The following is a 22,791-nucleotide window of genomic DNA, read 5'->3' on the forward strand; positions in this document are numbered from 1 at the left end:
CTTTTGAAAAGCCGTTGACATTCTTTTATAGTTTCAGTAGGTTGATAGTAGATTACAAAGGGTGGGATGTCAGTGAAGGCTTTTTTATTCAGAGTGTTTGTTTTTGCCGTTTTATGGACGTACTTTTTATTTTCAGCTTTTTTGGATCATTCAGCACATCTCACCTTATTGGTATTTTTAAGTGCTTGTACAATTGGCTGCTATTTTTTTCTGCCTGTTGTCAAAAATACTCTTCTGTTGTACATCATCGTGGATCTTTTCATTTTGTCAGCGGGATGGCTTCAGTCTGCTGCAGGCAATCATGCCTCTCTTTTATTAATTTTATATCTTTATGTCGAAGCAATTTTTCAGCTAAAAAAACAGCCCTTTCGTCTGTTTGCCGTCATTCATGTTTCTGTTTCGATCCTGATCGCCTTATTCCTTCCTAATCCTTTTGAATGGCTGACGGTGTTTGCTATATTTACTTTCATTTCTGTTGTTTTAAATGAATATATCTTTGAAAGGAAGGAACAAAGGGAGCTGTATGAACAACTATTAGGAGAATATAGAGGATTAAAGCGTATCAGCTATGAAAACGAGCGGTCGGCCAGATTGGAAGAACGAACGAGAATTGCCCGTGATATTCATGATTCTGTCGGGCATAAATTAACGGCATTGCTGATGCAGCTTGAGATGCTTTCGATCAAAGAGAAAAGGAAGGAATATGAAGAATTAAAATCTTTAGTTCGCGAAAGTTTAGAGGAAACGAGACATGCAGTTAGGGCGCTAAAAATGGATGAAAGTGAAGGGATTTCGTCAGTGCTTCAGCTCATTCGTAAGCTGGAATCGGAAAGTCATATTATGGTGCATTTTACGACGAAGCAAGGGGTTTTGTCGGCCCGTCTTACTAATCAGCAAAATGTCGTTTTGTACCGAGTCATCCAAGAGGCGCTAACGAATGCGATGCGGCATGCGCAATCAAGGGAAGTGTATATCATATTAGGAAAAAATGCGATCGGTGACTTGGAATTTACGATAAAAAACCGGATATCGGATGCCAAACCGTTTCAAAAAGGCTTCGGTTTAACGAATATGAAAGAGCGTGTGAAAGAAGATGGAGGAAGCTTGAACATATTTCAAACAAATGATGAGTTTGTTGTTCATGGGACTTTGCCAATAAAGGAGTATGAATGATGACCATCCGTATTTTACTTGTTGAAGATCAAGCCATTGTCCGCCAGGGCTTGAAAATGATGATCGAACAGGACGAGCAATTAAAAGTAGTCGCGGAAGCTGATCATGGGTTAAAAGCAATCGAAATAATGGAAAAGACAATTGTAGACCTGATTTTAATGGATATTCGCATGCCAGTTATGAACGGAGTAGAAGCGACTAAAAAAATAAAAGAGCGGTGGCCTGATGCGAAAATTCTTATTTTAACAACGTTTAATGATGAGGAATATGCCGTACAGACGTTGAAGGATGGGGCAAGCGGTTTTTTGCTGAAGACATCTGAACCGGCAAAGCTGATTGATGCGATACATAGCTGCATGAAAGGCGGAATGTCCATTCATGAAGATGTAGCGACAAAAATGGTACCGAAGCTGCTGGAAAAGCCAAAAAAAGAGATGGTGAACGTGCCTTTAACACCGCGTGAGCTGGCGATTGTGAAGCTTGTCGGCGAAGGAAAAACGAACAAAGAAATTGCGTCTGACCTTCATTTGTCCGTCGGAACTGTCAAAAACCATATGACGCAAATTTTAAATAAAATTGGGCTGCGGGATAGAACACAGCTCGCTATTTATGCCATTAAACATGATATTTGCTAGCTGTTTGATTAGGATCGGCTATTTAGGCCGGTCTTTTTTGTATTGAAATAATGCCGTGAAATTTTAAAGCTCTATGTTAATGAAGCGTTCATAATTGAAAAATGTTTGCTTCGACTCGGAATGTTTGCTGATTTTCAGCGCTATTCCTAGAGACTTTGTAAATGTATGACCTAAGTCATAGTTTTTCAGTGAAAAGAGTGACTGCAGATAGTATGTGAGAAAGTGCGGACGCTGTAATATACAAATAGAACGTTGAGAGGGAGGATAAAAAATGCTGGAAGCTGTTGAAATAACGAAAAGGTTTAAACAAACGCATGCTGTAAACGGTGTGAATTTATTTTTGGAAAGAGGGGAAATCATCGGGCTTTTGGGGCCAAACGGCGCCGGCAAATCGACCACCATTTCAATTATTTCTACTCTGATTCCGCCGACAAGCGGTGATGTTCGTTTGAATAACGAAAGTGTCATCAAAAGGCCGGAAAAGCTCAGAAAAATTTTAGGGGTTGTACCGCAAGAAATTGCATTATATCCCGATTTATCAGCGCGGGAAAATTTGCTGTTTTTCGGCAAAATTTATCGGCTGTCAGGTTCGCAATTAAAACAGAAGGTAGAGGAAGTTTTGGAAATGATCGGTTTAACGGATCGCCAGCATGATCTTGTCAAAAATTTTTCAGGCGGAATGAAGAGAAGATTGAACATCGGGGCTGCCTTGTTGCACGAACCTGAATTGATTATTATGGATGAACCGACAGTCGGCATTGATCCGCAATCAAGAAATTATATTTTGGAAACGGTCAAAAGGTTAAATAAAGAGAAAAAAATGACCGTATTGTACACGAGCCATTATATGGAGGAAGTCGAATTTTTATGCAATCGCATTTACATTATGGATAAAGGGAATATTTTGGCGGCCGGTACTAAAGAGGAGATAAAAAATATTTTATCGGCAGAAAACACAATCCAAATTACTGTCGAGCGCGTGAACGATTCATTTATTCAAGCGCTGCGTGATCATCCGGTTGTCAATCGCGTGACTGTGCAAGATCGGGTAATTACCGTATTAACGCCAAAGGAAGCGAATGCTTTTTCCATATTGTTCAAAATTGCTGAGGAAACAAACACAATGTTGACATCTATCGAGATTAAAACACCTACTTTGGAAGATGTGTTTCTTCATTTAACTGGAAGAGCATTACGAAATTAAAAGGGTGATGACCATGATTGGACAATTTATTAAGAAACAATTTTTAATAATGATCCGCAATAAGCAGGAATTGCTTCTTCTATTAGTAATGCCGTTCACTCTTATATCTATTTTAGGTTTTGCGCTCACAAGTGTAATGGACAGCAAAAAAATGGATATTCAAGCGAAAGTAGCGATTGTCGAACATGGCAATGAACAAAAGGACTTCGAAAAATTCGCCAACGACGTAAAAAACGTGCAAATGCCGGATGAGGAAAAGGAATTTCTATTAAAACAAGTGGAAAAAATGATGCCTATTTCCATTTTAAAACAAGAAATTTTAGGCTCAAAAGAGCTAGAACCGTATATACAAATGGCAGAGTTTCAGCCTTCTGAATTGGAGGAAATTCGTGAAAATGACAAATATACAGTCATTGTTGAAGTGCCGGAGCATTTTTCATACACGTTGTTAAACCATTTAATATTTGGTGAGAAAACGAAGCCGAAGCTTAGTATATATGTCAACGAAGGCAAAGAAATTACAGCCCAATTTGTTCAAGAACTCATCACTGAATTTCAAGAGCAATATTCTTTGATTTCTAAACTGGATCAGGCTGGCTTAAACGAATCACTTGAACTGCCTGTCGTAAAAGTAAAGGGAGAAATGGAAACCGTGACAAAACGGGAGCCTATTAATTCTTTTACTTATTATACAGTCGGCATAAGCGTTATGTTTGTGTTGTATCTGGCCTCGTATATTTCGTCTCATGCTTTGCAAGAAAAACAGTCGAACGCATTCCATCGTTTGTTGCTTGCCAATGTACCGAAAAATTTATACATGGCTGCTATTTTCATAACTTCCTTGATCATTGCCTTTTTTCAGCTCTCCTTGTTATATGCTTTAGCAGCCGTTTTTTACAGTGTCAAGTGGCCGGATCTCGTCTCGTTTATCATTGTTACGCTTGCTCTTTGTGTGGCAGTCGGAGGAATAGGAACCTTTTTAACATCATTGAGCTATCGAATAAATTCAGATAATGTTTCCATTTTCTTCTCAAGCGGAGTCGTTTCTATTTTGGCTTTTCTTGGTGGCAGCTATTTCCCGGTTTCGCAAATGTCGGAATTTATGCACAAATTGGGGGATATGACGCCAAATGGAGCCGGCATGACAGCTTATTTAAAAATTTTGCAAGGCTATGATCTGTCGCAATTTATTTGGCCTGTCATATACTTATGTCTTTTCGGTTTTGTTATGTTCGTATTGAGCTTGCTAGTTTTCCCAAAAAGGGGTGAAATGGCGTGATCGGAGTTTTGACAGCAAAGCTGCGTCTTTTTATCCGGAAGCCTTGGCTATTTTTAATGGTGTCGATCCTTTCTGTCGTTTTTGCTATGCTCATCAGTTCCGTAAACAAACAGACTATAGTTGTTCCAGTATACAGCGCACTGCCTGAAAGTGAAGTGAAGGAAATCATTCGCTCTCTTGAGCAGTATAATCTATTTTCGTTTAAAAGGATGAAAAAAGAGGAAGTTGAAAAGCTGGTTGGCGAAGGTAAGGCGGAAGCAGGTGTGGAGCTTAAAAAGGACGATTTCCGCATAATCGTTGCTTCCAATACCCCCAATAGCTATTTGGTTCAGCAAACGGTTCAAAAAGTTTACGCAAAAGCATTACAATCCAAGTCGATCATCGATCAGGTGAAGGAAAAACAAGGAGAATCAAGCGCAAAGCAAGTGGCAAAATCGCTTACGGAAGCGAAAAACGATCCGGTGTTTACCGTAGAGACAAAACATTTCCGTGCGGATGAAACTGTTATCATCAACAGCAAAATGCAATCGATTTTCGGCAGTGTCTTATTTTTTGTCATTTATACGATTGCGTACAACGTTTTCAATATATTAATGGAAAAGCGAAACGGCATTTGGGATCGAATGATTTTGTCGCCGGTCAAAAAATGGGAGATGTATACCGGAAATTTAATTTACAGTTTTGCAACCGGCTATATTCAGGTGGCGCTCATTTTTGCAGTCTTTCACTTTGTGTTTGATGTAGATTTCAGCGATAAATTTTGGTTTGTGCTCGTATTGCTCATCCCTTATGTACTGGCAATTGTCGCAATATCAATTTTTATAGTAGGAATTGTCAATAATGAGCAGCAGTTTCATGCGGTGCTTCCGCTTGTTTCTGTCAGCATGGCGATGCTCGGAGGAGCTTATTGGCCGCTGGAAATTGTTTCTTCGGATGCACTTCTCTTGCTTTCAAAATTTGTCCCCGTTACGTATGGAATGGACCTGTTAAAAGGGGCGGTAGTTTACGGCTACTCATTCAGCGATTTGCTCTATCCGATGAGCATCCTATTCTTGATGGCTGTTGTGTTCATGGGGTTAGGGATCAACATTATGGAGCGGAAACGGGCTTAAGCGGTCAGCTTCCATTTGTAAATTATATGCGGCTCCCGCCTTAATCGTTGGCGGGAGCAAAATTTTGCATTTGTCGGCTGACAAGCTTTTGATACAACGGATGGGACTGCAATAGCTCATTATGTGTTCCCTGACCGGTAATTTTACCATTTTCGAGGACGATGATTAAATCTGCATTAATAATAGTTGAAAGTCGATGGGCGATGACAAATGTTGTACGATTTTTCATAAGATGAAGGAGAGCGTTTTGCACTTTTTGTTCGGAGTTGCTGTCTAAATTGGATGTAGCTTCATCCAGCAGAAGAATTTTTGGATTTCTCAACAGTGCCCTCGCGATGGCAATGCGCTGACGCTGCCCACCGGATAGTTTGATCCCTCTTTCGCCGACTTCCGTTTCATAGCCGTCTTGCATTTGTTCGATGAATTCATCTACATTGGCCAATTGCGCTGCTTTTCTCACTTCTTCTTCGCTGACTGTACGATTTAGCCCGTAGCAAATATTTTCACGAATCGTGCCAGACATAATCGGGCTTTCTTGAGAAACGTAACCGATCTGTTGGCGCCACTCAAAAAGCGGAAATTCGCGAATGTCGGTATTCCCTAATTTTATTGCCCCGTTTGTTGGCTGATAGAACCGTTCAATAAGGGAAAAAATAGTTGTTTTACCAGCACCGCTTGGTCCGACGATCGCGACGGTTTGGCCGGGCTTCACTTCAAAATGAACGTTTTGCAAAATCGTTTTTCCTTTTTCATAAGCAAACGAGATGTCTTGAAACACGATTGGTTTATGAACATCAATTCTTGTATTTCCATTACTATGTTCTGTTTCTGTATTCAAAAGCTGCTGAATTCGTTCTGTCGCACCCATTGCCTTTTGGAAAGCTGTAAAGAATCCTGCCATTTGACTAAAAGGTACAATAATTTGCACCATATATATTATGATGGCAACAAGCGAACCTGCGGATAATTCCCCTGCGGCAACACGAATTCCTCCATAGCCGATAATGACGACTAACACCGCCATAATAATCGTTGCCATTAAAGGTGCAATAATCGCTTGGATTTTTGCTTCCTTCAAGCCGAATCGGAACAACTGCTGAATTTTTTGATTTCCGTTTTGTTTTTCGACAGGTTCGGCAATGTTTGATTTTACCAACCGGATATCGCTCAGCACGCGGCCTAGATTGCCGCTGAAAGTGGCCATTTCGTCTTGGGTTTGCATGGAAATTTTATAGATTTTCTGTCCAAGTGGAAGAACCAATACGATAGCAAGCGGTACAAAAATAAACAGAATGAGCGTCATTTTCCAATCAATGATAATTAAAATAGCGACAGCCCCTAAGACCGTAACAATTCCTGAAACGAAATTAGCTAAATGCTCGGTCACGAGCGACTTTACTGTATAAGTGTCCTGTGTTATGCGGCTCATCAATTCTCCAGATTCATGGCGGTCAAAATAAGGTATCGGCAAATACAGCACATGGTTCCAAAGCTTTGAACGGATTTTTGCCACAATATATTCGCCAATATAAGACATAAGATAATAGGAGAAGCCTGATGTGGCTGACTGAAGAATAAAAACTGCAATCAATAAAAAGATTAAATGAGTTTCAATACTTGAAGTTGAAAAACGATCAATCAAATCCCGTGTAAAGATCGGAACGACTAATCCTGTAGCTGCTTCCAAAAGACTTAATGCGATTGCCGCAACAAAAATCCAGAAAGGAGGGTTAGCCATTTTTATCAACTTTTTAAAATTTTGCCATGAAGTTTGATTTTTTTCAAAATTCTCCACAACGAATCTCTCCTTTACGTTTGGGCCATTTTGAATCAGGATTGCTGGATAGCTTCTCTCCTTCTTAGTTTTATCTTAAAACCTGACGTAACGTTAGAATCAATATATTTTTTGAAAAAATTGAAGTAAATTTTGAAATTGTATGGAAAGGAAGAATTGCGGCTGTCTAAGTGGAACAGATTTGACGGCTCAGTCCTTTTCATATCGTTAGAACGGTTACATGAAGCCCGCCTCTAAGCAAGTGGGAGGGGGTAGTTCATCGAAATATTTTAAAGAAAGAATTAATGAATCACTAAGTGCAAGAGAGAAGAGTTTGGCTTTGTGTTGCGCCGGCTAGTATCCAGCAAGCCCGGCCAAACAACGAAAAGCGAGCGCGAATCTTGACCTTTAATTATTTTTTCAATTTGAAAGGGATTTACTTCTTGGTTGTCAAAATATATTTTTGTATCAATCATAGATGGGGAAGGAGAATTCATCATGAAAACTGCTGATTTATGCGATCAATATTTAGAAAAGCTTCAAGTTTGTAAATTGCCGCTTATCAGTTATGGGGGAAAAAAGGAATTTTCAGGTCCAATTGCAACGGTTGAAGTGTTTGAAGATAATGTGCTAGTTCGTCAGGCTCTAGAAACGATCCCAAAAGGTTCAGTTCTTGTTGTGGATGGAAAAGGTTCACGAAACTGCGCGCTTTTAGGAGATCGTTTAGCTCAGATTGCATGTGAACGTGAATTATCTGGCGTGATTATAAATGGATGTATACGCGACTCCGCTGAAATTGCGACGATGCCGATTGGGGTAAAGGCACTCGGCACCTGTCCGGTTAAAAGTAAAAAAGAAGGGAAAGGAAGCCGTGATGTCGCACTTGAATTTGGTGAAGTGCGCTGGACCCCAAATGCGTATGTGTATGCTGACAATGATGGCATTGTTGTTTCGGAGGAGTCCCTAAATATCGATTCATTTGATTGATTCGCATACCGTCATTATGTAGGAATCATAGTAAAGGTACGCATAAGTGATAAGCAGTCAAATGATACAGAATACAAATTGAAAAAAATGTTTTTTTCTAAATACATGCGTGTACAGCAGCATACATAATAACAACAGTTCAGCAATGTAAGATTTATGGATATAAGTCAGATTTTTGAACACAAATTTTTTCATGAAGTTCCTGTCCGTATAAGTGTGGTAAGGCAGTGACACTCGACAATGAGCCTCTGCGGGCGTGATTCTTCTGTCAAGAAGGAGATGTGTAAAACATCGGCAGGCAATCATGTCCGTTGCTCCAGTAAAGTTGCTGTAATCTCCATTCTATTTAATGTATATTAAATGTACGTTTTTTATTGGTATTGACGATTTAAAAAAGAAATAAAAGATTTTCGGGTCGTTTTTACTGTAGAAGCGGAAAAACAAATTGACAAAAAATTCAATGTAACTAAGACATTTTCCATAAAAAGGGGTGTGATATACAAAATTACTCCTCAGAGCTGAAGGATTTCTACTTCACTTGATATGACGGGTACTAGCCCGTTCGCAACTTTATTATAGAGAGTAAAGGCATATATCCTTATTTGGTAAGCCCAAAATGCTTCAAATAGTCGAGAAGAGAATACTGGTGAGATGGCACATACATTCTAAAAAGAACATTGTAATTACTGTTTGAGGAAAGAATATACAAACTAGGGGGAAACAGAAGAAATTGAAACCATTTATGTACTTTTCGTAGTAGATTAATAGGGTAACTTGACAAGCTCTTTTATCGATTGTTACAGTTTATTCATAAAATATCAAAGCAGTGTGCTAGTAATTTTACTTTTTACTGTAGATGGGCAAATGAACTACATAATCTGTAGGTGAGCAAATTATCTAACAAATATTTACATCCAAATAAGAAAATAGGCATGCCCCCGCCTCCTTGGTTAAAATAGATGTGCCAACAAACCATTTATACAAGAAGGTTCATGTCTTATGAATAGATTAGCACATTGGCACTTTATTTATTAAAAACCTATCATGAAGCATTCCGTTCATCTTGAAGATGCGATGATTATGAAAGGCTTTCTAAAACATTTACTGATCACTACCTGGGAACTTTCACCGAATCATCGCTCGACACTTAGCCATTTTTCTCAAAAAAACCTGGAATGAAGAGACATTACTTCGCAAACTCAGTATCAGTAGGGGATGCTTCATCGCATTGAACGCATTGCTAAACATGAAAATCAATCCATTTTTGTTTCGCTCGACGATACAATTTGGCAAAAAAAAACAAATCCTTCGTCACGGACAAAGCATATCATTCAAGGATGTTGATTGGAATGATTCTCACGCCGATAAATAGTTAATCTGGGTACATTCTCTCGCTTGGCTCACGGTTCATGTGATGACTCAAGACTTTCTCTTTCGTGTTTCGCCCCTACGACAATACGGCTGGGGAAAAAAGTGGAAACTTGCGGTTGAAATGCCTTCTTCTTTGGATGTGAACCGTCCCGTTTATGTGCTAATGGACTCTTGGTATCAATCTCAAACGCTCATGGAAGCTTGCTTGAAAAAAAGATTCCACGTGATTGCAACGCTCAAGACCAATCGTTTTTTATCCAAAAGACATGGCGGTTCAGGCAAAGGAGTTTGACCACTCTCTTTGAAAGACACTCATCTCGTCCATGGTGGGAGAAGAACGTTATCGCGTTGACCGCTACGAAGGGGCGCACAAAAGTATCAGATATGCCGTGGTGCTACTCTGCTTAAAAAGACGATCAACCATGACGCTTGACAATCTTCATTGCGTTTTGAGTACCGATCGAAAGCTATGTAACAAAGACATCTTTGCGCTACTATGTCGACGTTGGTCGATCGATTCTTTTTCCATCAAGCGAAAGACCACTAAGCCCGATGGGTACCGTATTAGCAGGCGTTGGGCGGTGAAACGGTATTGGATTCTAGTTTTATTAGTTTATGTGTACAGTATGACGAGAAATCCAACAGCGACTTTAACTAGAAGGGACGCATCTTTGTCGAGTTTATTTATCAGAAAACAAAGCAAGATACTCCCAAAAAAACAGTTTCATATAGCAAAAGGGATACTTGTTTGTTGTTTTTTTTAGATGACAATTGTTGTGTAATTTACATGGCGTAACTATAGTTATTTATTGTATTTTTAAAGTAAGGGAGTGACTTATTTGAAAGAAAAAGCATCTAGCCAAACATGGGCAATGATATTATTTACAATTGGCGTGTTTATGGCTGCTTTAGATAATGGAATCATTAGTGCTGCACTGACAACGATTAACAATTCGTTCGAAGTTTCTGCTAATTGGGGGGCATGGGGAGTTACCCTTTATACATTAGGATTAGCTATCAGTGTCCCGATCATCGGAAAAATATCGGATCGATATGGACGAAAAAAATTATTTATTGTTGAAATTGCTTTGTTTGGTTTGGGATCTTTACTTGTTGCTTTAAGCCCAAATTTTATTTTTTATTTAAGTGCTCGATTCTTACAGGCTCTTGGTGGAGGGGGAATCTTCATTATCGGTAGTTCACATGTACTAAGTACGATGCCGGTTGAAAAACAAGGAAAAGCCCTTGGAATGTTGGGTGGAATGAATGGGATTGCCGCCGTTTTGGGACCGAATATTGGCAGCATGTTATTAGATTTAACAGGTAAATGGCATGTATTATTTTTTATCAATGTCCCGATAGCGATATTTTTAATTATCTTTGGATGGGTAAAATTAGAAGAAACGAAAGACCCGGAAACTGGGCGTCTCGATTTGTTCGGAACGGTTTTACTATCTCTTTCCGTTTTAGGAATCATGTATGGATTGACGAATATCGAAGGTGTCGAATTTGTAGACAGCTTGTTGAGCCCAAATGTGTATGGTTTTATTTTATCGGGGATTGTTCTTTTCATTGCTTTGATTTTTCATGAAAGCAAACTCGAAAGAAATGGCGGCGACCCTGTTCTTCCTTATCGTTTGTTAAAACAACCTACGTACCTTTTAACTTTATTAATAGGGACTTTCTCTGGGGCGTTGCTGGCAGCCATGATTTTTATCCCGGCATTTACAGAACAAGTGCTCGGGATTGCGTCAGAAAATTCCGGGTATTGGTTAACACCCCTTGCAATAATGGCGGGAATCGGTGCATCTATGGGTGGAGCATTCGTTGATAAAAGAGGACCAATTTCAGCGGTGATATTATCGGGAATCATAACTTCCATCGGTTTTCTCTTGTTCCCGACATGGATTGATTCAAAATGGCAGTTCATTATTTCTTCGTCGGTTGCAGGTTTGGGAATGGGAATACTTCTCGGTGCCCCGTTAAATATTTTAGCGACAGAAACGCTGAAGTCGGATAAAGGTTCCGCACTTTCTACCTTATCGTTAAGCCGACAAATCGGTATGACCCTCGCTCCAACGATCTACGCAGGTTTCATCGCTAGGGGATTCAATCACATTCCCGAGTTATTTAAATCCCATTTTCCTATTATACTAAAGGAAAAGATAGGAGGGACGAGTTTAAGTTCGGAAGCCATGAAGGAGTTTTACCAACTATCTCAACAATTTGGTACGTCATCTGGGGAATTTTCCGAAAATCAGATGCTGGGAATCATCAATCAAGTCAAAGATCCAGGGTTAAAAGAAGTGATCCAATCGAGTGTCGATCAAATCACCTTAATGGCAGCACAAGATGGTTACAATGGACTCTTTTATTCTGCCGTAACCTTAGCGATCATGACAATTTTCGTTACTTTGATCCTAATTCCCATTCGCAAAAGAAAACTTGGGGAGACAAAGCAAGTTCATTCTTCATAAGCAGTTGATCATGTTTAAAGATGTTCACTTTTCATAAAGAATGAAGATCACCGGGAGGAGAAATGAAATTCGGTTAGTTAAGATGGTTTACATTTATCCGTTGGCTTTTACCTCCTAAATTCTTGCAAAAGAGAAATAACCTACAAAAATGTATATGACATTACCCATGGTGCTAGTTGAGCGTCAACGCTCAACTAGCCCAAGAACAACGAGCGAATAGGCCAATAAAATGGCATCAAGCGCCGTTTCAAATCCAGAGATCGAATTGGCGCGAATTTTCGTGATCCGAAATGAATCCACTAAAACCGAGAACGCGGTTTCGACGATTTTGCGTTTTCACTTCATCCATTGTTTCCATTCTTTTGATTGCACCACACGTTGATTTTTTCGGGCAGGCGTCCAAAAAGCGATCTTGTATTCATCGTACAGCTTCTTTTGCAGGGCTTGGCTCACATATCCTTTGTCGCCAAGTGTATACGGATGAGGAAGTTGAGTCATCACTGTTTCCGCAGCTGTCCGATCGTGGCAGGATGCCTCGGTCAGGACATATCCCATCGGAAGCGCTTGGTCGGTAATCTGAAGATGAAGCTTAAACCCATAGTAAACCATCTTTTTGGATGCACAATACCCAATATCTGCGATTCCTTGAAATCGTTTGACGCGATACATTCGTGCGTGGTGGCAGAGTTCAATGGGTAAGCTGTCCACTACCGCATAAGCGTGATGTTGTCCACGTTTGGCGAGTTGGTGACGAATCCATTTGATCGCCCAACGCAAAGAACGGCATCGACGGTTGTATCGAGAGCGCTCTAGGAACTTTTCCTTGGTGAACAGGTTTCCAATGACAAATCGATGCCAAGCCCGTTCCGAAGTAAAACCCAGCAATTTTCCAAGAACGTGAATGGCGATGATAACCTCATCCTCTTGCTTCAACAAATGACGATTTCGACGTTGCAAATACATCTGAATACAAGACAGTTGTGCTGATACAACGAATAAGATCGCGGTATATTGCTTTTGAATTTTTGCTTGGTTTATTGTAAAATGAAAGTGCTCTTGCATGGAACTTCTCCTTTTGAATGTTTGTTCGCACTTTCATTTTAAAGGAGATCCTCATGCAAGGGCTGTTTTTATGTCTCGAGATTTTATCTAGCACCACGGGTATATGACATTATCATTGTACACACATTTTAGCCGATTGTATCAATCGGCTTTTTTTTTTGTATGTCATGTAAAGCCTGATTCAAAAGGTCAAGATGTTTTATGTTTTTATCTAAAATTTGTTGAACAAGTCTGTAGCTTTGGTCATCTAAAGTTCCATTTACAATGTTCTGTGATATTTCAATACCACGTTTTTCACCAGCTAGTGCATCTTTTACTATATGGTCCGGTTCATTGTTGTGGTCTGTTAACATTTTAAATATCTCCATACTTTTCCCTTTGATTCCAGGATGATCAACTGGTTTTCCGCCAAGATCTTGTATTCTTTTCGTTATCTCCATCGCATGTTGCTGATGATTTTGCTGTAACTGTTGTAACAGTAATTTAAGTTCCGGTTGCTTAGCACGATTTATATATTCATTATAAGCGTGAATTGCCATATAATTTCCTTTTAAAAATTCATTTAAACTGTTTATAGCACGTCTCACTTCATGTCCTCCGCAATTTATTTTTAAAAGTATTTATAGTTTGATTTGTGTGGTAAAAAAATATGCAAGCTTTATTGTAACAGTTGGTCTTATATGTATTTTCCGATTTATATTTGTTATGATAAGACAAAGAAGAAATGGTTGTATGATGTCAATATGAAAACTCCTAAAGGTCGCACAATTGAGACATCATTGAATTGTTCAAATTCGTTCAAAAAACGATCGTGGATATAACACAATAAGGTTTAAAGTATCGTCTAATAGGGTTTCCGTAACTAGGAGCTGACTGTCAGTATACAAATTCATATTTGTATAAAAACGGAGGTTGATATTAATGAAAATCGTTATTAACGATACTGAATTGGAGGTAATAAAAGGCGATATTACAAAGTGTACTGTTGACGCGATTGTTAATGCGGCTAACAACGGACTTTTGGGAGGCGGGGGTGTCGACGGCGCGATCCATAGAGCAGGCGGGCCGGAGATTATGGAGGAATGCAAAAAGATCAGGGAAAGAACAGGAGGATGTCCGACCGGGGAAGCAGTTATTACTACTGCAGGAAATTTGCCCGCCAAATACGTTATTCATACTGTCGGACCAATATGGAAGGGAGGAGCCTATCAAGAAAGGGAGCTGCTAAGAAATTGCTACATAAACTCCTTAAAGCTTGCGGAAGAGCATTTCGTGAAAACGATCGCATTTCCAAATATCAGTACTGGTGTTTATCGTTTTCCAAAGCATGAAGCGGCCCAAATTGCTTTAGAGACCGTTAAGGAGTGTATTCAAAATCAATTCATCCGAAGCATTCAATCAATATTGTTCGTTTGTTTTGATGACGAAAATTATCATATTTACAAGACGATGATCAGATAGGAAAAAACTCTTTTTCGAATCAATGGCCACCATACAAAAATCATTTATTCGTTGGCGAGCTTTAATTGTAAACAATAAGTTTTTGCGACATATTTATCAAAAACTAAGAAAATATGCAGCGTTGAGACGAAAATATCCATCGCCCGTTTCGTTTATAATGAAACTTTTTCAATGAATGCAGAAATTTCGAAGTCGGAATACAACATTTGATGATTTTCAAAGCGATCAATTTCAAAGGTCGCAATATTCCAAAAAATTTTTTCCATAAAACATCAAGCAATCGGCAGTTGTTTATTTTATGTGAAACGTGCACAGTGAATATGAAAATACGAACGACTTTGGAGATGAATTCAATGTATTTGAAAAGCCTCGAAATTTTAAGAAATAAAGATATTGATTTAAATAGCTACCCGTTTTCGATTCCTGCAATAAAAAATTTAAAATCCATTTCGTTTCGTTCCAACATTACTTTTTTTGTCGGGGAAAACGGTTCCGGAAAATCAACGCTCCTTGAGGCAATAGCTTATCAGTGTGGCTTTAATACAGCCGGAGGAGGCAAAAACAATAATTTTCATGTAGATGCCTCCGATGCGGCCCTTGGGGAATACATACGGCTGTCATGGATGCCAAAAGTGACGAACGGGTTTTTTTTGCGAGCTGAGACCTTTTATCATTTTGCGTCGTATCTCGATACAATTCCTGAAAGTCTCCCTTATTATGGAGGCCGTTCTCTTCACAAACAGTCGCACGGGGAAGCTTTTCTCTCACTTTTAACAAATCGTTTTGGAAAAAAAGCGATCTATCTGTTGGATGAGCCTGAAGCAGCACTTTCACCTGCTAGACAGCTGACTTTATTAAGAATCATAAAAGATTTGGAAAACGATGCGCAGTTTATTATTTCTACTCATTCTCCCATTTTACTCGGCTATCCAAATGCCCAAATCTTAAATTTTGATGAACATCCGCTAAAGGAAGTAAAATATGAAGAAACTATGCATTATATTATTACTAGGCGGTTTCTCGAAAATAGAAAAAAGGTGTTAAGTGAACTGTTTAATGATTGAGACACAACAGCCTGTGTTGGAGATGCCGTCCATTTATATTTTTCATCACATCACTCACCCTGAAATATTCTGCTTTTGGAGAGGTATAAACAATGAACACAAAAACAAACGCAATGCGAATTCTTGATAAAGAAAAAATACAATACAACGTGATTACTTACGATGTCCAAAAGGGGAAGGTTGATGGGATTTCTGTTGCACAAATGATTGGCAGAAGCCCTGAATCAGTATATAAAACATTAGTTGCTAAGAGCAGCGCCGGCAACATTTATGTATTTGTCATCCCTGTTGAGGCAGAATTAGATTTAAAAAAAGCTGCGAAAATAACAGGAGAGAAAAAAATCGAAATGCTGCCAGTAAAAGATTTACAAAAATGGACAGGCTATATCCGCGGAGGCTGTTCGCCGATCGGCATGAAGAAACATTACCCGACGATTATCGATTCAACTGCATTGGAACACGAGCATATTATTGTCAGCGGGGGCAAAATCGGCGTGCAAATGGAGCTCAGCGTCAAAGATTTGCAGCAAGTAACAGAAGCGAAGCTGGAAGATGTGACGAAATAACAAAAATAGCCGAATTTTATAAGATGTGGTTGTTGTTTTACACTTCGAAAAGAAAGTGAAGGAATTTTACTGAATAAAATAGAAGATTAAGGTGATAACAAGGATAAAGCCTCGTGTTGAAATTCGAAAGAAATGGAGGGCAAGCATAATGGATTTATTCAAAAAGGGATTGGCGTTCGGACTTGGTTTAGCTGTAGCAAGCAAAGAACAAGTGAAAAAATTTGTAGATGAACTCGTGAAAAAAGGCGAGATATCGATTGAAGAATCAAAAGAAGTTTTTAACCAGCTAATCAAGCGCGGTGAAGAAGAAAAAACTGAACTGCAGCGTCTTGTTCGAGAGCAAGTGGCTCAGGTGATCAACAAACTAGATATAGCAACGAAAGAGGATATCCGAGAACTGGAAGAAAAGATTCGCAAATTGGAAAAGGAAGATGAGTAAAAGAGGACCTGTTAAAAGGTCCTTTGTTGTTGAGGAGGCGGTAAAGTGGTCGGAAAAAGGATGCGGCATATTGGCCGTTATCGGGATATCGCATCTGCTTTAATTCGCAATGGATTTGGATTCGTCGTAGAGGAAATGGGTATTTCGCAATTTCTTTCTTTGCCGCAAAAAGCTTTTTTTGGCAGAAAAACTGAGCATCATTCCAAAACGATAGGTGAACGGGTAAGGCATGTATTGGAAGAATTAGGCCCGACATTTATAAAATTAGGTCAAATTGCGAGTACCCGTCCTGATTTGCTGCCGGAGGAGATTATTAGTGAATTGGAAAAATTGCAGGATCGAGTTCCGCCTTTTTCTTTTGATGAGGTGCGTGAGATTGTTCAATCAGAATTGGGCGGTGAAATAGAAAAAATTTTTCGGCACTTTGATCATGCTCCGTTAGCTGCTGCTTCAATAGGACAAGTTCATCAAGCCGTTTTGCATTCGGGTGAAAAAGTGGCTATAAAAATTCAACGCCCTCATATTTCGAATGTGATTGAAACGGACTTAGAAATTCTTCAAGATTTAGCGGTATTAGCGGAGCATAGGCTAAAATGGGCTGCAAAGTATCAGGTCAGGGACATGATTGAAGAGTTTTCAAAGGCTCTTCGTGCTGAGCTCGATTATACCATTGAAGCCCGAAATGCAGACAAATTTTCTAAACAGAGTGCAAATGAACAAGCTGTCTACATTCCGAAAGTGTTTTGGGAGTACTCGACGAAAAGAGTATTAACAATGGAATATGTAGAAGGAATTAAACTAAATGAGATTGAAAAACTAAAAACAAATGGATACCATTTGGATCATATTACAGAAATTTTATCAAAAGAAATTTTCCGGCAAATATTTATAGATGGTTTTTTTCATGCCGATCCCCATCCTGGAAATGTCATCATTAAGCAGGGCGGAATCATTGCCTTCATTGATTTCGGAATGACCGGCCGGCTTACATCTGACATGAAGCATCATTTCTCATCATTAGTGATTTCTTTAATGAGGCAGAGTACGGATGGCGTCATGAAAGCCATTTTGCGCATGGGCATCGTTCCTGAAGATATCGATTTAAAGCAATTGAGAGCGGACATCGAAGATTTACGGGAAAAGTATTACGGTGTTCCGTTACACCAAGTCAGCATCGGTGAAGCTGTGAACGACCTTTTTCGAGCAGCTTTCAAACATTCCATCAAAATCCCTTCTGATTTAACACTACTAGGAAAAACGCTTTTGACGGTTGAAGGCGTGGTCGAAAAATTGAATCCTGATTTTAGAATTATCGATGTTGCTGAGCCTTTTGGTCGCCGGCTGGCAAAGGAGCGCTTGCATCCGAAGTATATCGCTGAAAATGCATGGAAACACGTAACAGATTATACAGAACTGCTAATGGATTTTCCAGCTTATGTAGCAGAGATCGCTTCTTTAATGAAGCGGGGCAGACTCCGCCATGAGATCACGATTCCGGAATTAGATCTTTTTCTGAAAAAACTTGACCGCATCAGCAATCGGTTATCGTTCAGCATCGTGCTATTGGCATTCAGTATTATTATGGTAGGGATTATTATTGGTTCTTCAATGGGAAGGCAATCAACACTGCTTTGGAAAATTCCAGCGATTGAAATCGGTTTTGGCGTAGCAACGCTCATGTTTTTGTGGCTGTTATTTTCCATTTTTAAGTCAGGACGGTTTTAGTCAAAAAGAGCCGTCCAGAAAGTCAAATCCCCATTGAAAACAAAAAATCATTAACGTCGATATATCAACGTTTTGTAAAACATTAATTCATATCTCCAAAAGAATTTCAAAAAGTACTTGACTAAATGTAAGAAAGGGGTGTCAATAAGCCGAAAAAACGACTTATTAGACAAGCCCCTTTTATTAACGCGGAGATGTGATGATAAATGTTTTTTGCCGCTCTTTATAGTATTTCGTACTTTTTATAAAAAGCTCCCAGCTCTCCTTTATAGTTTTTTTGCCAAGGCTTGTCTTTCCCGCAATAATGGATAAAAACAGTATTCTCTTTTATCCACTCCATCCCATGCTTTGCATTTGGAAGCAATTTAATAATTTCATAATATCTTGCATCATAATTGTATCGATAACAATCAACAGGTTTAATTTTATCCCAGTATAAAGCATTGAGCACATCTTGATCAGGAAGGACAAGCTTTAAACGGTTTTCATTAATAAATGCATAGATATCTTCCAATTTCACTTCTTTCCGAATCCGTTCCAAATTCATAAGCAAAACGCCCGTATTAAAATATCCTTTCGCATTCGGGGTTTTAAGCCTTAATTTATTAAAAAGGTTGGCAACTTTTGTAGAATGTGTATGTTCAGAAGCAATAAACAAGCAATTTTCAAAATCACTATAGTAAAAATCTTTGATGGGATTGATTACAACGATGTCGGGATCAAGGTACAGAATTCGGTCCAAATCGTCGGGCAAAAATTGATGGGAAGCTAATCGATAATACATTTCTGATGTATAATGGCGAAAAACGGGTGCATCTTCAAAGAGCTTAGGGTCTACGTATATTGGATATAAACTTTGGTTATGACGTTTTACAAATTGACCCAATTCGTGTAAATCTTGATCGGAAATATTTGAATACATGATATATATCGAAAATTTTTCTTCAATATTATTTTGGAATAATGAATTTAACATAACTTTCAGCGGGGGAATATAATTTGAATTCAGTGTGACAAGAATATTGATCATTTGTACCATCCTCGCAAAAGATCGTAGCAAAATTTTTAAAAGCGTGGATAAAGCCACAGCTATTTAACAAATTACCATCAACGTTTTCATTTTTCAAATAAAATTTGTACGCAGCATTTGTTTTTGTTTAAATTGAATTATAGCATGTTTTTCATTTTTCGAAATATTGACACAAGCTTCTTCAAAAAGGAGGAGTCCTCTTTGACAGAATCAAAACGGGAAAAATTAATGAGAAAGATTGAAAATCATTTGCGAAAAACGGCTAGACATCTAGTGAAAATTGATACGGAGGAAGAGGCATTGCAATTTTTGGCTGATTCCTTCCGCTCCCAGTTTTCATGTGATTTTGTCGGCATCATTTTACAAGAGGGAGAGGAGCTGAGTTTGAAAGTTTGGAGCGGAGATTTGCAGCAAATAACGGAATCCTTTCCGCTGCAGGTTCAAAACTGTTCGCCGAATCTCCTTCACCAAAGCTTAACATATGATAAAGCAGAACAAGCAGGCGACTGTCAGTTTACCAATTTAATGAAAAAAGAAAAAGTAAAAACGTGGTTTACAGTTCCTCTCAAAGACGATATGAGCAGCTTGGGCTTTTGCATTATTGCCTATCTTGACTACGTACCTCTGTTGGATATGAAGGCCCATTTTGACGAATTCGGCAAAGATGTAGCTGTTGCGATTGCAATGGCGAAACAAAAAGAAGCACAAATTAAAAAAATCGAAGGGATCGAGTGGATCAGCAAAAATTTGTCACTTGATGTGCCGCTTGAAAAAAATATTGAAACACTTGTGGAACGCGCCGGAAAAGGAACTAATGCAAGGATGGCTTGTATTTATTTATATAACGAAAAAGAAAACCATTTTATTTTTCAGCCTCCATCCTATGGTCCATTTGAAAAACCGGAACGGATTAATATTGAAACAAATTATGTTTTAAAAGAATACTTTCCGTTTTTGGATACTCCAGGCGGGTCTGAACTGACCGTTCCATTAATATTTGATTTGAAAACAATCGGTGTGCTTCATGTAGAAGGGAAACAAAAGGGAGTTTTTAATGAAGATGATTTGGAGATATTAAAGCTGCTTTCCAATCATATTGCCGCTATTTTGGAAAATGCCCGTTTATATAAAAACGAAAAGGAGCATAAAGAACGTCTTTACTTTCTGCTTGATTATCAGCACGCTCTTGTGAAAGAAACAGTAGAGCATGACAATTTTGACGGTATTACTTCTGCTTTAAGAAGTCTTTTTTCCAAATCCGTCCTTTTGTTCGACCGTTTTATGAGGCCAATTTCTTGTTCCTTCCATCATTATGATTTATCAAATAAAGATGTAGAAAGGCTGATGAGCAGCGGAAATAAAGAGAGATTGATAGAAAACGGAAGGAAAATCCACATCCAATTGGATGACGGGGAAGAGCTTCATTTCCGGCTGTGGAAGGTGAACGGCGGAGGAAATTTGCTTGGGTTTTTGGCTGTTGAAATTGGCGAAAATGACATGGATGAATTTGACCAGCTGACAATTGATTTGGCAAGAAATATTTGTTCGATCCAATTTATCAAGCAGAAGCTTGTTTTGGATACAAAAGAGCAGGTAAAGGATAGTTTTGTCAGCAAATTGCTTGTGGAACGTATAGAGGATCAAGAGCGGATTTTACAATATGCGAATTTATTCCAATGGAACTTATTTCATCAGCACCGATTAGCGGTGTTGTCGATTTTATTAGATGAGAAGGAAACGGAAAACAGTAATTTGCTTGTTCAACAATCTAAAAAAACATTGATTTGGGACCAGTTGAAAACACAAATTTCCCGTTTCAGCAAAGAAATTATCATGGCGACAAACGATGGAAACTATATATTGATTGTTCCGGTAAAAGAAGAAGGCAAGCATCCAAAAAACTATTGGAAAGTATTTTATAGAAATATAAAAAATTGGGTTCGAGAAGGCAATATTGAATGCCAAGTATTCATGGGAATCGGCGGTAAAACTGAAAATTTAAATGATTATTATATTAGCTATCAGCAGGCTATCCAAGCTTTGAATGTCGTGTTTCACAGGTTTCGCCAAAAAGGGTTTGCTTTGTTTGAGGAATTGGGCGCTTACACTATTTTACATCATTTAGATAATAAAGCAGCGGTGGAATTTTTCATCAAAAGGCATCTTGAACCGTTATTGAATTATTCGGAAGGGAAAAGTATGGATTTATTCCATACGCTGCGAGTGTTCCTTTATAACAACGGAAATATTAAAAATTCGGCAGAAGAGCTGTTTATTCATCGAAGCTCCCTCCTTTATCGTCTTGAAAAGATTGAATCGCTGCTGGAAATTGATTTAAATGATGCTGATCATCGATTCAATGTGATGATGGCTTATAAGCTTTATGACCTGTATTATTCAAAAACAACTGAAAGAATATAAAAACGCCACAGCGTTTTTTCCACAAAATTGTTGATAGAAGAGAAGCTTTTTCCGTATTTTGTAGGTGTTTATTTCATTTTATATTTTCTATAATAATTTACAGAATATTAATAAAGTTATGTTTTTAAAAGGAGTTGTGACTATGACGATATCTAAAGTCGGGGTAGTTGGAGCAGGCTCGATGGGAAGCGGCATCGCCAATTTGGCCGCCATTTCAGGATTTCAAGTTATCTTGCATGATGTCGAACAAAAATTTCTTGATAACGGCTTATCAAGAATAAATAAATTTATGGAAAAAAGTGTTGCAAAAGGAAAAATGACCGAAGAGCAAAAAAAGGAAGTTTTGGAACGAATTCAAGTTACGACAAATTTGGAGGATTTTAAACAGGCTGATATTGTGATTGAAGCTGTTATAGAAGATTTGGAAGTGAAAAAAAGCGTTTTCGCGAAATTGGATCAAATTACATCTGACCATGTGATTTTGGCAACAAATACTTCTTCCATGTCCATAACAGAGATTGCGTCTGCAACGAACAGGCCGGAACGCGTCGCAGGAATGCATTTCTTCAATCCTGCGCAGATCATGAAATTAGTGGAAGTTGTTCGAGGATATAAAACAAGCGATGAAACAGTAGTAGAACTGAAGGAATTTGCGAAAAAGCTGAATAAAGAGCCGGTGGAAGTGAAAAAAGACACTCCAGGATTTATTGTCAACCGTATTATGATTCCGCAATTTATTGAAGCGATTAAGCTGCTCGAAGAAGGGGTAGCTACAGCGGAAGATATTGATAAAGCGGTTACGCTCGGGCTGAACTATCCTATGGGGCCGTTCACACTTCAAGATTTTGCCGGTGTTGATATCGGCTACTACGTAATGGAATATATGAAAAATGAGTTTAATGATAACCGCTTCGCACCTCCAATGCTTCTAAAGCAATTAGTAAGAGCAGGAAGACTTGGAAGGAAAACAGGAGCCGGTTTTTACGACTATGACTAATCATGAGAATGGGG

17 protein-coding genes and 2 pseudogenes are annotated in these 22,791 nt (G+C 38.7%); 15 read left to right on the top strand and 4 right to left on the bottom strand.

Annotated elements, in window-relative coordinates:
* Positions 1–72: 72 nt before the first annotated feature.
* The 5 genes from NSQ84_RS03320 (at position 73) to NSQ84_RS03340 (ending at position 5,403) form a co-directional block, all read left to right on the top strand.
* The gene (locus tag NSQ84_RS03320) at positions 73–1,173 is read left to right on the top strand and encodes a sensor histidine kinase (RefSeq protein WP_339212211.1); all 1,101 of its coding nucleotides are present in this window, start codon (positions 73–75) and stop codon (positions 1,171–1,173) included.
* A complete protein-coding gene (locus NSQ84_RS03325; RefSeq protein ID WP_339212212.1) occupies positions 1,173–1,808 on the top strand; it encodes a response regulator transcription factor in 636 nt (211 codons plus the stop codon). Before NSQ84_RS03320 ends, NSQ84_RS03325 begins: the two co-directional genes overlap by 1 nt.
* 271 nt (positions 1,809–2,079) lie before the next feature.
* Positions 2,080–3,012, top strand: a complete 933-nt coding sequence (locus tag NSQ84_RS03330) for an ABC transporter ATP-binding protein (RefSeq protein ID WP_063389232.1) — start codon at positions 2,080–2,082, stop codon at positions 3,010–3,012.
* 13 nt (positions 3,013–3,025) lie between these two features.
* The gene (locus tag NSQ84_RS03335) at positions 3,026–4,291 is read left to right on the top strand and encodes an ABC transporter permease (RefSeq protein WP_063389231.1); all 1,266 of its coding nucleotides are present in this window, start codon (positions 3,026–3,028) and stop codon (positions 4,289–4,291) included.
* Positions 4,288–5,403 (top strand): ABC transporter permease, encoded by a 1,116-nt coding sequence (locus tag NSQ84_RS03340; protein ID WP_066246774.1) that lies wholly within the window; start codon positions 4,288–4,290, stop codon positions 5,401–5,403. The genes NSQ84_RS03335 and NSQ84_RS03340 overlap by 4 nt, the downstream gene beginning before the upstream one ends.
* Before the next feature lie 40 nt (positions 5,404–5,443).
* Here the strand turns inward: NSQ84_RS03340 and NSQ84_RS03345 are convergent, their stop codons facing one another.
* Positions 5,444–7,141, bottom strand: coding sequence for an ABC transporter ATP-binding protein (locus NSQ84_RS03345; protein WP_066246993.1), 1,698 nt, complete (start codon positions 7,139–7,141; stop codon positions 5,444–5,446).
* 534 nt (positions 7,142–7,675) lie between these two features.
* Here NSQ84_RS03345 and rraA point away from each other — a divergent pair.
* The 3 genes and pseudogenes from rraA (at position 7,676) to NSQ84_RS03360 (ending at position 12,012) form a co-directional block, all read left to right on the top strand.
* Entirely contained in the window at positions 7,676–8,164 is a 489-nt protein-coding gene (gene rraA / locus NSQ84_RS03350) for a ribonuclease E activity regulator RraA (RefSeq protein WP_339212213.1), read from the top strand.
* A 946-nt stretch (positions 8,165–9,110) separates the two neighbouring features.
* A pseudogene (locus tag NSQ84_RS03355) lies at positions 9,111–10,331 on the top strand (transposase).
* 76 nt (positions 10,332–10,407) lie between these two features.
* On the top strand, positions 10,408–12,012 hold the full coding sequence (locus NSQ84_RS03360) for an MFS transporter (RefSeq protein WP_066248868.1): 1,605 nt from the start codon (positions 10,408–10,410) through the stop codon (positions 12,010–12,012).
* Positions 12,013–12,195: 183 nt separating this feature from the next.
* Here the strand turns inward: NSQ84_RS03360 and NSQ84_RS03365 are convergent.
* Positions 12,196–13,074, bottom strand: a pseudogene (locus NSQ84_RS03365) (IS982 family transposase).
* Positions 13,075–13,202: 128 nt separating this feature from the next.
* On the bottom strand, positions 13,203–13,661 hold the full coding sequence (locus NSQ84_RS03370) for a ferritin-like domain-containing protein (protein ID WP_130158378.1): 459 nt from the start codon (positions 13,659–13,661) through the stop codon (positions 13,203–13,205).
* Positions 13,662–13,995: 334 nt separating this feature from the next.
* Here NSQ84_RS03370 and NSQ84_RS03375 point away from each other — a divergent pair, with 334 nt between their 5' ends.
* The 5 genes from NSQ84_RS03375 (at position 13,996) to NSQ84_RS03395 (ending at position 18,329) form a co-directional block, all read left to right on the top strand.
* Positions 13,996–14,535 carry an O-acetyl-ADP-ribose deacetylase gene (locus NSQ84_RS03375; RefSeq protein ID WP_066248832.1) on the top strand — a complete coding sequence of 180 codons (540 nt, stop codon included), beginning with the start codon at positions 13,996–13,998 and terminating at the stop codon, positions 14,533–14,535.
* A gap of 353 nt (positions 14,536–14,888) precedes the next feature.
* Positions 14,889–15,599, top strand: a complete 711-nt coding sequence (locus tag NSQ84_RS03380; RefSeq protein ID WP_063389224.1) for an AAA family ATPase — start codon at positions 14,889–14,891, stop codon at positions 15,597–15,599.
* A gap of 92 nt (positions 15,600–15,691) precedes the next feature.
* Positions 15,692–16,165, top strand: coding sequence for a Cys-tRNA(Pro) deacylase (ybaK, locus tag NSQ84_RS03385; protein WP_066248834.1), 474 nt, complete (start codon positions 15,692–15,694; stop codon positions 16,163–16,165).
* 148 nt (positions 16,166–16,313) lie between these two features.
* Positions 16,314–16,604 carry a hypothetical protein gene (locus tag NSQ84_RS03390; RefSeq protein WP_063389222.1) on the top strand — a complete coding sequence of 97 codons (291 nt, stop codon included), beginning with the start codon at positions 16,314–16,316 and terminating at the stop codon, positions 16,602–16,604.
* A gap of 45 nt (positions 16,605–16,649) precedes the next feature.
* Positions 16,650–18,329, top strand: a complete 1,680-nt coding sequence (locus NSQ84_RS03395) for an AarF/ABC1/UbiB kinase family protein (RefSeq protein ID WP_339212214.1) — start codon at positions 16,650–16,652, stop codon at positions 18,327–18,329.
* A 223-nt stretch (positions 18,330–18,552) separates the two neighbouring features.
* On the opposite strand, the gene NSQ84_RS03400 is transcribed toward NSQ84_RS03395, so the two are convergent.
* Positions 18,553–19,359: a glycosyltransferase family 8 protein gene (locus tag NSQ84_RS03400; RefSeq protein WP_327863538.1), complete on the bottom strand. Its 807-nt coding sequence runs from the start codon at positions 19,357–19,359 to the stop codon at positions 18,553–18,555.
* Between the two features lie 201 nt (positions 19,360–19,560).
* Between NSQ84_RS03400 and NSQ84_RS03405 the strand changes: the two genes are divergently transcribed.
* Both NSQ84_RS03405 and NSQ84_RS03410 read left to right on the top strand, forming a co-directional pair.
* Positions 19,561–21,780: a helix-turn-helix domain-containing protein gene (locus tag NSQ84_RS03405; RefSeq protein ID WP_339212215.1), complete on the top strand. Its 2,220-nt coding sequence runs from the start codon at positions 19,561–19,563 to the stop codon at positions 21,778–21,780.
* A 142-nt stretch (positions 21,781–21,922) separates the two neighbouring features.
* Complete coding sequence (locus tag NSQ84_RS03410) at positions 21,923–22,777, top strand: 3-hydroxyacyl-CoA dehydrogenase family protein (protein ID WP_063389218.1); 855 nt, start codon at positions 21,923–21,925, stop codon at positions 22,775–22,777.
* The last annotated feature ends 14 nt before the right edge of the window (positions 22,778–22,791 follow it).

Source organism: Aeribacillus sp. FSL K6-3256, assembly GCF_037965805.1.
Classification (GTDB): Bacteria; Bacillota; Bacilli; order Bacillales; family Aeribacillaceae; genus Aeribacillus; species Aeribacillus composti.